The organism is Pseudomonas sp. MF7453 (genome assembly GCF_016405455.1).
Classification (GTDB): Bacteria; Pseudomonadota; Gammaproteobacteria; order Pseudomonadales; family Pseudomonadaceae; genus Aquipseudomonas; species Aquipseudomonas paralactis.
The window spans coordinates 184,156-196,056 of record NZ_JAEKCN010000005.1; the positions used below are offsets into that span (position 1 = coordinate 184,156).

Below are 11,901 nucleotides of genomic sequence, written 5' to 3' on the forward strand. Positions count from 1 at the left end.
CGCCGCTGCGGCCGCCTTTGTGGCTACATGGCGCCTGCCCACTGAAACCAGAGGGGAGCGGGGCGATTTAGTGATGCATCGAACGGGCAAAACGACAATTCTTGTAGTATAACTACAAGCTTGCTACATCCCTGGCGTCTGCCAATAACAAGAGTCCTGCCCTTTGAACCTGTTGCAACATATCGCCCAGTCGCGCCACCTGTTACGCAAATCGGAACTCAAGGTTGCCGATCATGTGCTGCTTGACCCTGCGGCCGTGATGCACAGTTCCATGGCCGATCTGGCTCACAGCGTGGGTATCAGCGAGCCGACCATCGTGCGCTTCTGCCGCGCCATTGGTTGCTCCGGGTTTCAGGATTTGAAACTCAAGCTGGCGCAAAGCCTGGCTGCGGGCGCCAGCTTCGGCCAGTTTGCGATCCATGAAGACGACTCCGTCGCCGACTACAGCCTGAAAATTTTCGACACCACCTTGCACACCCTGATGGAAGTGCGCGAGAAGCTCGACCCGGTGGAGCTGCAAAAGGCCGTGACCGCGATGTCCCAGGCCCAGCGTGTCGAGTTCTATGGCTTTGGCGCTTCCGGCGCGGTGGCTGCCGATGCCCAGCATAAATTCTTCCGTCTGCTGCTGACGGCTGCGGCCTACAGCGACCCGCACATGCAGGCGATGTCGGCGGTGACCTTAAAGCCCACTGACGTGGCCATCTGTATCTCTCAGTCAGGTCGTTCCAAGGACCTGCTGATCACCGCCAACCTGGTGCGTGAAAGCGGCGCTTCGCTGATCACCCTGTGCCCGAGCCAGACGCCATTGGCGGAGCTGTCCACGGTGAACCTGGCGATCGACGTGCATGAAGACACCGAAATCTACACGCCGCTGACCTCGCGTATTGCCCATCTGGTGGTAATCGATGTGCTGGCAATGGGCGTGGCCATGGCTCGCGGCCCGAGCCTGGTCAACCACCTCAAGAGTGTGAAGCGCAGCTTGCGTAGCCTGCGGTTGTCGCCCAAGTCCGTCAAAGCCCTCGACGACTAAATACCTGCACACAGAACTCAATGTGGGAGGGGGCTTGCTCCCGATAGCAGTAGGTCAGTCAATGAATCTGTGACGGAAACTCCGCTATCGGGAGCAAGCCCCCTCCCACATTAGATTCTCCATGCATCCAGAATCTTCATGAGGCTGTCATCCCCCCGTCATCCGTCGCGCCCATCCTGTACTCCCCCGTACTCGCATTGGGAGACTCCACATGACTCGGCACTACGAAGACAGCAACAGCACCGTCAAGACCCGTCGTCAGCAGGAAGACCAGCGCCGCATGGCGTTCCGTCGCGCCATCGAAGACCGTTGCCAAGAGCGCCAGTTGCTCCAGAGCATCAGTGACTACCCGGAACTGCATTGGCAGGCGCCCGTGGCTGCCCAGCGAAACGCTCAGCCAGCGCGCTGATCTGTACCCGTTCGCTGCGGATAAAACCCAGGAACGCATGGGCCACCGGTGACAGGCGTTTAGCCTTGGCCTGCACCAGGCACCAACTGCGGTACAGCGGCAGTTCTTCTACCGGCAGCTCCTTGAGCCCGCCGGTGGCCAGTTCCAGGTTCAAGGCGTGACGCGTCAGCAGCGCCACGCCCAAACCTGCGACCACGCACTCTCGTTGCGCCTCGGCCGAGGCTACTTCCACGGTCTGGGTGAAGTGCACACGTTTTTCCTTGAAGTACTCTTCGCACGCCAGCCGCGTGCCGGAACCCGGTTCGCGGATAAGCAGCGTGTAAGGCTCCAGGTCTTGCAGGCGCAGCGGCCCTTGCAGGCTCAACGGATGATCCGGCAGCGCCGCGGCGACAATCGGGTTGTTGAGAAATGGCAGGAATTCCAGGCCCATGTCCTGGGGCACCATGGACATGATCACCAAGTCATCGCGGTTGTCTGAAAGCCTGCGAATGACCTGGGCACGATTGACCACGGTCAAGTGCAGTTGCACTTCTGGATGCTGGCGCTTGAAGGCCGCAAACAGGTGCGGCACGAAGTACTTGGCGCTCGATTCCACTGCCAGTTTCAGTTGGCCCTGAAGTGAGCCCTGCATATCCGATAGCTGCATATCGAGGTTTTCCAGGCGCCCGAAAATATCGCGACTGGCCCGTTGCAGCGCTTCAGCGGCCTCGGTCATGTAGAGCTTCTTGCCGACGTAATCGAACAGCGGCTGGCCGATCAGTTCTTCCAGCTGGCGGATTTGCAGGCTGACGGCCGGCTGTGTCAGGGACATTTCCTCGGCGGCACGGCTGTAGGAGCGCAAATCGCACACCTCATGAAAGATCTGCAATTGCCGCAATGTCAGCCGCATCAATGACTTACGCATTCTTTATCCCCTCTCGGCCCGGCGCAGGCGTCAACTATAAGTCTTTACTTATGCGTGACCCAATAATTATTGATTTTTGTTAATCCCTTGGCGGGCTTAGTGTGTGTCTCGCGACTGTCATGAAACATTTGGTCACGCGCCGACCCGCCTCAAACGGGTCGAAGAACGCAGCAATCGGCTCAAGGGAATTTCCAAGTGATAAAAAAGATCCTGATCGCCAACCGTGGTGAAATTGCCGTACGAATCGTGCGTGCCTGCGCCGAGATGGGCATTCGCTCGGTCGCGGTTTACTCGGACGCCGACCGCCACGCGTTGCACGTCAAACGTGCCGACGAAGCCCACAGCATTGGTGCCGAGCCCCTGGCCGGCTACCTCAACCCGCGCAAGCTGGTGAACCTGGCGGTGGAAACCGGTTGCGACGCGCTGCATCCCGGCTACGGTTTCTTGTCGGAAAATGCTGAACTGGCGGACATCTGCGCCGAACGCGGCATCAAATTCATTGGCCCTTCGGCCGAAGTGATCCGCCGCATGGGCGACAAGACCGAAGCGCGCCGCAGCATGATCAAGGCCGGCGTGCCGGTCACCCCCGGCACCGAAGGCAACGTCGCGGATATCCACGAGGCGCTGACCGAAGGCGACCGCATTGGTTACCCGGTGATGCTCAAGGCCACTTCTGGTGGTGGCGGGCGCGGTATCCGTCGTTGCAACAGTCGCGAAGAACTTGAGCAAGCCTTCCCCCGTGTCATTTCCGAGGCCACCAAGGCGTTCGGCTCGGCGGAAGTGTTCCTGGAAAAATGCATCGTCAATCCCAAGCACATCGAAGCGCAGATCCTCGGTGACAGCTTCGGCAACGTGGTGCACCTGTTCGAGCGCGACTGCTCGATCCAGCGTCGCAACCAGAAGCTGATCGAAATTGCCCCCAGCCCCCAGCTGACTCCTGAGCAGCGTGCCTACATTGGCGACCTGTCAGTGCGTGCCGCCAAGGCCGTGGGCTACGAGAACGCCGGTACCGTGGAGTTTCTGCTCGCCGAAGGCGAGGTGTATTTCATGGAGATGAACACCCGGGTGCAGGTGGAACACACCATCACCGAAGAAATCACCGGGATCGACATCGTCCGCGAACAGATCCGCATCGCCTCCGGCCTGCCGCTGTCGGTGAAGCAGGAAGACATCCAGCACCGTGGATTCGCGTTGCAGTTTCGCATCAACGCCGAAGACCCGAAGAACAACTTCCTCCCAAGCTTCGGCAAGATTACCCGTTACTACGCCCCTGGCGGCCCCGGCGTGCGTACCGATACGGCGATCTACACCGGCTACACCATCCCACCGTTCTACGACTCCATGTGCCTGAAACTGGTGGTGTGGGCGTTGACCTGGGAAGAAGCCATGGACCGCGGCCTGCGTGCCCTGGACGACATGCGCCTGCAAGGCGTGAAGACCACCGCCGCCTACTACCAGGAAATCCTGCGCAACCCGGAATTCCGTAGCGGCCAGTTCAATACAAGCTTTGTGGAAAGCCATCCTGAGCTGACCAACTACTCGATCAAGCGCAAACCCGAAGAGCTGGCCCTGGCCATCGCCGCCGCCATCGCCGCCCACGCAGGCCTGTGAGGAATATAACAATGAGCAAGAAGATCTTCGTAACCGACACCATCCTGCGCGACGCCCACCAATCGTTGCTGGCCACCCGGATGCGCACCGATGACATGCTGCCGATCTGCGACAAGCTCGACAAAGTCGGCTACTGGTCCCTGGAAGTCTGGGGCGGCGCGACGTTCGACGCCTGCGTGCGCTTCCTGAAAGAAGACCCGTGGGAGCGCCTGCGCAAACTGCGCGCGGCGTTGCCCAACACGCGCCTGCAAATGCTGCTGCGCGGCCAGAACCTGCTGGGTTACCGCCATTACAGCGACGATGTGGTCAAAGCGTTCGTGGCCAAGGCCGCCGTCAACGGTATCGATGTGTTCCGCATCTTCGACGCCATGAACGACGTGCGTAACCTGCGCGTAGCCATCGAAGCGGTCAAAGCCGCCGGCAAACATGCCCAGGGCACCATTGCCTACACCACCAGCCCGGTGCACACCGTCGATGCATTCGTGGCCCAGGCCAAGCAATTGGAGTCCATGGGTTGCGACTCTATCGCGATCAAGGACATGGCCGGCCTGCTGACCCCCTACGCCACTGGCGAACTGGTCAAGGCGCTCAAGGCGGAGCAGAACCTGCCGATCTTCATCCACTCCCACGACACCGCTGGCCTGGCCGCGATGTGCCAACTCAAGGCCATCGAAAATGGTGCCGACCATATCGACACCGCCATCTCCAGCTTCGCCTGGGGCACCAGCCACCCAGGCACCGAGTCGATGGTCGCCGCCCTCAAAGGCAGCGAGTTCGACACCGGTCTGGACCTGGAACTGTTGCAGGAAATTGGCCTGTACTTCTACGCCGTACGCAAGAAGTACCACCAGTTTGAAAGCGAATTCACCGCCGTCGACACCCGTGTGCAAGTCAACCAGGTACCGGGCGGGATGATCTCCAACCTGGCCAACCAGTTGAAAGAGCAGGGTGCGCTCAACCGCATGAACGAAGTGCTCGCCGAGATCCCGCGAGTCCGTGAAGACCTCGGCTTCCCGCCGCTGGTGACCCCGACGTCGCAGATCGTCGGCACCCAGGCGTTCTTCAACGTCCTGGCCGGTGAACGCTACAAGACCATCACCAACGAAGTGAAGCTCTACCTGCAAGGCGGCTACGGCAAGGCGCCGGGTACGGTGAACGAAAAGCTGCGCCGTCAGGCCATCGGCAGCGAAGACGTCATCGACGTGCGCCCGGCGGATTTGCTCAAGCCGGAAATGACCAAACTGCGCGGTGAAATCGGCGCATTGGCCAAGTCCGAAGAGGACGTGCTGACCTACGCCATGTTCCCGGATATCGGGCGCAAGTTTCTCGAAGAGCGCGACGCCGGCACCTTGGCTCCTGAAGTGCTATTGCCGATCCCGGAAGCGGGCGGCGTGGCTCGTGCCGGTGGCGAAGGTGTGCCGACCGAGTTCGTCATCGACGTACACGGCGAAAGCTACCGCGTGGACATCACCGGTGTCGGCGTGAAAGCTGAAGGCAAGCGCCACTTCTACCTGTCCATTGACGGTATGCCGGAAGAAGTGGTGTTCGAGCCGCTCAACGAGTTCGTCAGCAGCGGCGGCAGCAAGCGCAAGCACGCCACCGAACCCGGCCATGTCAGCACGGCAATGCCGGGCAATATCGTCGACGTGCTGGTCAAGGAAGGCGATGTGGTCAAGGCCGGCCAGGCTGTATTGATTACCGAAGCCATGAAGATGGAAACCGAAGTGCAGGCAGCCATTGCCGGCAAGGTGACCGCTGTTCATGTGGTCAAGGGCGACCGGGTCAACCCGGGTGAAATCCTCATTGAGATCGAAGGCTGAGCGACAGCCTTCGACACTACCGCTTAATCCTCGGGGGGGCAGGTGCCCTCCTTTTTTTTGCCTGCAATTGAGGCTTTGGATCGCAGGTCAGATTAGAAACTCATCGTCCATTGCCCTGTCATGCCGTGATCGCGGCTATGGGTACCGGCTCGACCGCTGTAGGCCAGGCCCAGTGTGTGCTGGTTGGACAATGCCAGGTCCAGACCGGCTTTCACGTCCAGGCTATTGCGGTCCAGGGACGTGCCGGTAATGGTGAAGCCATCAAGCGCTACGGGCGTATTGCGATAGGTTTGGCGCACCTGGCTATCAACCTCGCCGTAGAGGTGTTTCCAGCCGGCGCTGAGGTGAGGCCTGAGGCTGACCTGATCATCGAACCTGTACACCGTCGCCAGGCGCAGGCCAACGGTGCTGTTAAGGTTCTGCTGGGTTTGCGCCCCGACGTTCAGTGCGGTCAGGCCACCACTTTCCTTGAAACTGTCGCGGTGGTGACGCTGGTAGCCGAGGCCGGCGAAAGGCTCGAGGTAGAGGTCCTGGCTGCCCAACTGATAGCCCAGCTCGGAGAACAGCGTTTGGCTTTGGGCATCGTAACTGGACTTGAGCGAGTCCTTGTAATTGAGCAGGTTGACGTTGCGCCGGTTGGTCCCGGCATGGGTGCCGTAGATCGCCCCCAGACGCACGGCCAGCGGGCCGTCCTGGCGCACTGCGTATGCGCCCAAATGCAAGCTGTCCAGTTCGGCGCAGAAGCGTGGCGCCTTCAGGTCACTGGTGGATTTTGCCCCCATCACACCCACGCGCCAGGCGTTATCCACTGCCCAGTCGGCGCCCAGCATCAGGCCCAGGGTTGCGTGCTTCAGGCCGGCGCTGCCGCTTCGTTGGTCCAGCTGGCCGCCGTGACTCAAGCCTTGCACCCAGAAGCGACCCTTGTCGTCGTCGGGCAGGTTACGCAGGGACGAGAGCAACTGGCTGCTGGTGTGGCTGGTGACAGCGTGAGTGGCGCTGAGCAGGTTGGCGTTTTGGCTGCCGGCCAATTGTTCCAGGGCTGCGCCGATCCCGCCGGGTTGTGCGGCGAGTGCGTCATTTACTTTTTGCAGCTCCTTGAGCTCCTCCGAGGTCAATTCGCCGGAACTCAGCAGTTCAAGCAGCGCGGGCTCCAGCACCTTGGCCACTTGCACGCCGTTGTAGGTGGAGGCTTGGCCAATAAGGTAGCCGGCGTAGGGCCCAGGGGTTGGCGGCGTATCGAATTCATCTTCGAAGGCCCACTGCGCGTCGATCAAGTCATAGGGTTGGTAAGGCCTGTATTCAATATCGCCGCGTGCGTGTGCCGGTTGCACACTGACGGCAATTGCAAGGCTGATCAATGCTGCGATTCTTTGCGGTGTAAAGGGCATGAATTCCCGACCTCTGATGAATGAGGCCGGGAATGTAGCGAGGGCGCAGGAGGATAACTGTCAGGCCATTGACCGCTGGTTTGCGGGAGTTGTCTTTAGTCCGGCGCGATAAAAAGCCCATCTGCGCTTTAGCTGCGCCGTGCATACCCCTTGCCGAAATGCCGCTCCATGCGCGCCTGGATCAGCTCCAGTCCCAGTGACAGTACCCAGTAAATGATCGCCGCCGTGGTGAGCATCTCGATATAGCGGTAGCTGGAGCGGCCATAGGACTGTGCCAGGAACATCACTTCCCACACGCCCATTACCGAGACCAGTGAGGAGTCCTTGAGCATCGAGATGAATTGGTTGGTGGCCGGCGGGATGATGGTGCGCATGGCCTGGGGCAGGGTGACGTGCCAGAAGATTTCCCTGTCACGCATGCCCAAGGCCAGCGCGGCCTCGCGTTGACCATGGGGCACGCCAAGGATACCGGCGCGAAAAATCTCGCTCAGGTAGGCGCCATAGTTCAGTGACAACGCGATGATCCCGGCGACGATGGCGCCCGGCACCAGGCCCAGTTGCGGCAGGCCCAGGTAAATCAGCAGGATCTGGATCAGCAGCGGCGTGCCACGAAAGAACGAGGCGTAGAAACTGGCAATGCCAAACGCCACCGCGCTTTTAGACAGGCGCCCCAAGGCGGTAATAAAGCCCAGCACCGATGACGCGAGCATCGCGCACAGGCACAGGAACAACGTCAGCGCCGCACCTTGGAGGAAGCCGTTAGGCGCCAGGTGCAGGCCGACCAGGTTGGGCAGCTTGTCGAGGATGATCGAGAACTTCAGGTCAAAGCTCAGGAAGAAACTGGCAAACAGGGCAAACAGCGCCGCCCAGGTCAGGTAAAGCCGTATGCGAAAACTCATTGGCTGATGTCGGCGCCGATCCATTTTTGCGACAGCTTGCTCAAGGTGCCGTCCTGTTTGAGCTGGGCGAAGACCTCACGCACTTTGCTGTCCCACTGCGCGTCGCCTTTCTCGATGGCCACCGAGTTGGGCTCTGAATACAGGGGTGCGCCGGCCAGCTTGAAGCGCTTGTCCTGGGTCAGGCGTGGCTGCGCGGTGACCAGGTTGGTGAGGATCGCATCCAGACGCACGCCGGCGCCCAGGCCCAGGTCCTGGAAGGCCACGTTGTCGGTGTCGTACGGGGCGATCTGCACATCCTCGAACGGGTACTGCAACTGCGTGTCTTCGGCGCCTTCGATCACCAGGTTCTTGTTCAGGTAACTCTCGTAGCTGGAAGCGCTGGTGAGCCCGACTTTCTTGCCGCTAAGGTCCTTGGCCTCATGGATGCGATCATCCTTGGCGTTGACCACGATCACCGCGGGCGAGGCGTAGTACTGCACCGGGAAGTCGAACACCTCGGCGCGCGCCTTGCTCGGGGTCATTGAGCAGATGCATATGTCATAGCGCCCGCTCCAGCGGCCAGCGGCAATAACGTCCCAGGAGGGCGTTTCCAGGCGCAGCTTCACGCCAAGCTTTTGCGCCACGGCCTTGGCTACATCCACATCGAAACCGTCGAGTTGGTTCTGCTCGTTGAGGAATGAAAACGGCGGGTAGCTTTCCATCAGCACGCCGACCAGTTCCTTTTTCTGCTCGATACGATCCAGCGTGGCACCGCCAAAGGCTTGGGTGGAAGCAGCCAACATCGTCAGGCCCAGGGCCAACAGCGGTCTGAATTTCAAAATCGAACACCTGAATAAAAAAGAGGTTGTTATTAACCGAACGGTACGCATTAAATAGTTATAAGAACGACTCTCATAGTGAGTTATTTTCATAAGCATATGAGTAAAAAGCATATGGGCGCAGCAAGCACAGTAATTCTCGATGGTGGCATGGGCCGTGAACTGCAACGCCGTGGGGCGCCGTTCCGCCAGCCGGAGTGGTCGGCACTGGCCTTGAGCGAAGCGCCACAAGCGGTGGAGGCAGTGCACGCGGCCTATATCGACAGCGGTGCCGACGTGATCACCAGCAATAGCTACGCGGTGGTGCCATTTCATATTGGCGAAGCGCGCTTCGCCGCCGAAGGCCAGGCGCTGGCCGCCTTGGCCGGTGAGTTGGCGCGACGGGCGGTGCAGGCGTCGGGCAAAGCGGTGCGCGTAGCCGGCTCATTGCCGCCGTTGTTTGGCTCGTATCGGCCCGACTTGTTCCTGCCGGAGCGGGTCAGCGAGTTGCTGACACCGCTGGTGCAGGGCCTGGCACCTCATGTCGACCTGTGGCTGGCGGAAACCCAGAGCTCAATCGCGGAAGCGCGAGCCATTCATGCCGGCCTGCCGCAGGACGGCAAACCGTTCTGGCTGTCGTTTACCTTGAAAGACGAAGACACCGACGACGTGCCGCGTCTGCGCTCCGGCGAGCCGGTGGCGCAAGCGGCCGAGGCGGCGGCGCAGTTGGGTGTGCAGGTGTTGTTGTTCAACTGCAGCCAGCCGGAGGTGATCGGCACGGCGATCGATGCAGCGCGTGAAACCTTCGAGCGATTGGGCGTAGCGATCCAGATCGGCGCCTACGCCAACGCTTTCCCGCCGCAACCCAAGGAAGCCACGGCCAACGATGGTCTGGACCCGTTGCGCGAAGATCTCGACCCGCCGGGTTACCTGCATTGGGCGGCTGATTGGAAAGCGCGTGGCGCCAGCCATTTGGGCGGCTGCTGCGGCATCGGGCCGGAGCATATTGCGGTGCTGGCTGAGCGCCTGACCGACTGATTCACCGCACTTCAAGCGCGTACATTGCCCTCTGCAGGAGCGAGCTTGCTCGCGAAAAACGTCAACGATAACGCGTGCTTGCTGAATGAACGCGGCGCCTGTGAGTTTTTCGCGAGCAAGCACCAGGCGTCCCACTCGCTCCTGCAAAGCCTTAACTGACTGTCATTAGGGCAAGCCCCCTCCCACATTTGGTTTGTATTGGTTGTGAGGCCTAGGTCCGGCAGTCCGCCAGCGTTTTCAGCTGACCCGAACCACTCTGGTTCGCTTCCGACAACCACGCCTCAAACCCCGCACCCACCTTGGGCCATTCCGAATCCAGGATCGAATACCACGCCGTGTCCCGGTTCTGCCCCTTGACCACCATATGCTGGCGGAACACTCCCTCAAAACTGAACCCCAATCGCTCGGCTGCGTATCTGGAGCGTGCATTGCCGTTGTTGCACTTCCACTCCAGGCGGCGGTAGCCCTGATCGAACGCGTACTTGGCCAGCAGGTACACCGCTTCGGTGCTTTTGGGCGAGCGCTGCATCGGCGCGCCGAAGGTCACGTGGCCGATCTCAATGCGGCCCTGGGCAGGGACGATGGACATCAGGCTGAGAATGCCCTGAACTTGACCGGTCGCGCGGTCAATCACGCTGAAAAAATACGGGTCGCTGTGGGCCGCATGGTTGTTCAGCCAGGTATCAAAGGCGCTGCGCTCGGGAAACGGGCCGTAGGGCAAATAGTCCCACAGCTTCGGGTCAGCACCGGGCCCTTCGAGGGCTTGCCACAGTTGATCGGCGTGGCGCGCCGGGTCGAGTTTTTCCAGGCGGACAAAGCGTCCTTCGAGCAGTTGTGCGGTAGGCGCCGGTGCGCCTTTCCAGTCGGCGAGGGAAGTGGACATGCTGGGTTCCTTAAAGACCTTGGCGAAATTGGATGAAACCAGGGCGTTCGGCGATGCGCTCGTAGAGTTGGATCGCGGTGGCGTTGGTCTCGTGGGTCAACCAGTGCACTTTGCAGCAGCCATCGGCCCTGGCGGTAGCGTAGACGAACTCGATCAGCTTACGGCCTACGCCGGTGCCGCGTTGGGAGGGGTCCACTAAAAGATCCTGCAGGTAGCACGAGTTCTCGATGCTCCAGTTGGAACGGTGATAGATGAAGTTGACCATGCCCACCGCTTTGCCGTCCTGCCAGGCCAGCGCCGAATGGGTTGGCTCGCGGGGGTCTATGAGGCGTTGCCAGGTGCTTTGGCTGACGGTGTCCGGCAGTTCGGTGTTGTAGAACCTCAAGTACGCCAGCCACAACGGCAGCCAGGCGGCGTGGTCGTCGGCGGTGACTTGGCGGATGTCGATCTGGGTCATTCTGCAACTCCTTGGGGAATAAAACGGGCGAGGTTCTGGTCGCGCAGATCAGCGCTGGCGGCCAGGCCCTCACGTACGCCGGCCATATCGGCTGCGCTGCGGTTCTGGCTGAGCTTGCGCTTGCCGACCAGGCGATCGATGGGCAGGGCGAAGCCGACGATGGCCTTGAGCATGGTGTCGATGTAATCGGCCGGCGCGTCGCCGACGGCCCAGGGTTGGGCGCGGCCGCCTTCATGGTGATCGGTGAGGGCGCTGACCACCTTGAGTAATCGCTCGGCGTCGCTGAACACGTCGGCCTTGCCGTAGGCGTGCACGGCGAGGTAATTCCAGGTGGGCACCACTTTGCCGTGCTCGGCCTTGGAGGGGTAAAACGCCGGGCTGACATAGGCTTCGGCGCCAGCAAAGATGACCAGCGCTTCACTGCCGTTTTGCAGGTCGCGCCACTGTGGATTGGCTTTGGCCAAATGCCCATACAGCGTACCGTGCGGCCCTTCGTCGGGGTTGAGCAGCAATGGCAGATGGCTGGCCTGCAGGCCGTTTTCACCCACGGTTACCAATTGCGCCAGACGCGTGTGCTGAATCAGTTGCTGGATTTGGGGCAAATCATCGAGGGCGAAGGCGCGAGGTGTGTACATGGAAATTTTCCTTGGCGAATACCTGCATCC

Annotated in this window: 12 protein-coding genes; 5 read left to right on the forward strand and 7 right to left on the reverse strand. The window is 60.7% G+C overall.

What is annotated here, in order from left to right; genetic code table 11:
- The first annotated feature begins 163 nt into the window (after positions 1-163).
- Positions 164-1,030 (forward strand): transcriptional regulator HexR, encoded by an 867-nt coding sequence (gene hexR / locus JFT63_RS10265; RefSeq protein ID WP_003177007.1) that lies wholly within the window; start codon positions 164-166, stop codon positions 1,028-1,030.
- Between the two features lie 211 nt (positions 1,031-1,241).
- The gene (locus JFT63_RS10270; RefSeq protein ID WP_082629592.1) at positions 1,242-1,439 is read left to right on the forward strand and encodes a PA3496 family putative envelope integrity protein; all 198 of its coding nucleotides are present in this window, start codon (positions 1,242-1,244) and stop codon (positions 1,437-1,439) included.
- Here JFT63_RS10270 and JFT63_RS10275 read toward each other — a convergent pair.
- Positions 1,369-2,343: a LysR family transcriptional regulator gene (locus JFT63_RS10275; protein WP_186559098.1), complete on the reverse strand. Its 975-nt coding sequence runs from the start codon at positions 2,341-2,343 to the stop codon at positions 1,369-1,371. The genes JFT63_RS10270 and JFT63_RS10275 overlap by 71 nt on opposite strands.
- A gap of 195 nt (positions 2,344-2,538) precedes the next feature.
- On the opposite strand from JFT63_RS10275, the gene JFT63_RS10280 reads away from it, so the two are divergent.
- Positions 2,539-3,954: an acetyl-CoA carboxylase biotin carboxylase subunit gene (locus JFT63_RS10280; protein WP_003195732.1), complete on the forward strand. Its 1,416-nt coding sequence runs from the start codon at positions 2,539-2,541 to the stop codon at positions 3,952-3,954.
- 11 nt (positions 3,955-3,965) lie between these two features.
- Complete coding sequence (gene oadA / locus JFT63_RS10285; RefSeq protein ID WP_057701896.1) at positions 3,966-5,774, forward strand: sodium-extruding oxaloacetate decarboxylase subunit alpha; 1,809 nt, start codon at positions 3,966-3,968, stop codon at positions 5,772-5,774.
- 92 nt (positions 5,775-5,866) lie between these two features.
- Here the strand turns inward: oadA and JFT63_RS10290 are convergent, their stop codons facing one another.
- The 3 genes from JFT63_RS10290 to JFT63_RS10300 all read right to left on the reverse strand — a co-directional run bounded on the left by JFT63_RS10290 (position 5,867) and on the right by JFT63_RS10300 (position 8,879).
- Positions 5,867-7,162, reverse strand: a complete 1,296-nt coding sequence (locus JFT63_RS10290) for an autotransporter outer membrane beta-barrel domain-containing protein (protein WP_186559100.1) — start codon at positions 7,160-7,162, stop codon at positions 5,867-5,869.
- Positions 7,163-7,290: 128 nt separating this feature from the next.
- Positions 7,291-8,061, reverse strand: a complete 771-nt coding sequence (locus JFT63_RS10295) for an amino acid ABC transporter permease (protein ID WP_057701898.1) — start codon at positions 8,059-8,061, stop codon at positions 7,291-7,293.
- Positions 8,058-8,879, reverse strand: coding sequence for an ABC transporter substrate-binding protein (locus tag JFT63_RS10300; protein WP_186559102.1), 822 nt, complete (start codon positions 8,877-8,879; stop codon positions 8,058-8,060). The genes JFT63_RS10295 and JFT63_RS10300 overlap by 4 nt, the downstream gene beginning before the upstream one ends.
- 114 nt (positions 8,880-8,993) lie before the next feature.
- On the opposite strand from JFT63_RS10300, the gene JFT63_RS10305 reads away from it, so the two are divergent.
- Positions 8,994-9,896, forward strand: a complete 903-nt coding sequence (locus JFT63_RS10305) for a homocysteine S-methyltransferase family protein (protein ID WP_198843886.1) — start codon at positions 8,994-8,996, stop codon at positions 9,894-9,896.
- A gap of 211 nt (positions 9,897-10,107) precedes the next feature.
- Here JFT63_RS10305 and JFT63_RS10310 read toward each other — a convergent pair whose 3' ends face one another.
- From JFT63_RS10310 to JFT63_RS10320, 3 genes are read right to left on the reverse strand one after another with little or no spacing between them, the layout of a single operon-like run.
- On the reverse strand, positions 10,108-10,779 hold the full coding sequence (locus tag JFT63_RS10310; RefSeq protein ID WP_198843887.1) for a GNAT family N-acetyltransferase: 672 nt from the start codon (positions 10,777-10,779) through the stop codon (positions 10,108-10,110).
- Positions 10,780-10,789: 10 nt separating this feature from the next.
- A complete protein-coding gene (locus JFT63_RS10315) occupies positions 10,790-11,236 on the reverse strand; it encodes a GNAT family N-acetyltransferase (RefSeq protein ID WP_057701902.1) in 447 nt (148 codons plus the stop codon).
- Positions 11,233-11,871: an FMN-binding negative transcriptional regulator gene (locus JFT63_RS10320; protein WP_186559106.1), complete on the reverse strand. Its 639-nt coding sequence runs from the start codon at positions 11,869-11,871 to the stop codon at positions 11,233-11,235. Before JFT63_RS10320 ends, JFT63_RS10315 begins: the two co-directional genes overlap by 4 nt.
- Between the last annotated feature and the right edge of the window lie 30 nt (positions 11,872-11,901).